Here is a 324-nt window from a genome sequence, read left to right on the forward strand (position 1 = left end):
CGGGAATCTTACTTTTGTAAATTTTCTTTTTCTTTTTTGTACATATAGGTTGGTAATATGTGCAGTGCGTGATAAAGTAGGGATGATATAGAATGGATTATCCATAATCTACTAAAACGAATCTTTAGTAGAGGAATTAAATTATTGGTGAGTAAGGGGAAAAAAGCAATTATGGATCAGGAAAAAAATAATACGAATGGGAAAGCACATCGGCCGATTGTATACATAAAAAGAACAATCATTCTCGTCTTACTATTATCACTTGTATATTTCATGTATATAAAAATTGTTGCGTATAATAAGAAAGAAGAAACTTTAAAAGCG

The 324-nt window shown here is 29.9% G+C and carries 1 pseudogene; it reads left to right on the forward strand.

Annotation, left to right across the window (positions count from 1 at the left end):
- Positions 1–144 precede the first annotated feature (144 nt).
- Positions 145–324: pseudogene (locus SB717_RS34610) on the forward strand (serine hydrolase domain-containing protein); the annotation flags it as partial.

It is taken from the genome of Priestia sp. SIMBA_032 (genome assembly GCF_046535215.1).
GTDB classification, from domain to species: Bacteria; Bacillota; Bacilli; order Bacillales; family Bacillaceae_H; genus Priestia; species Priestia aryabhattai.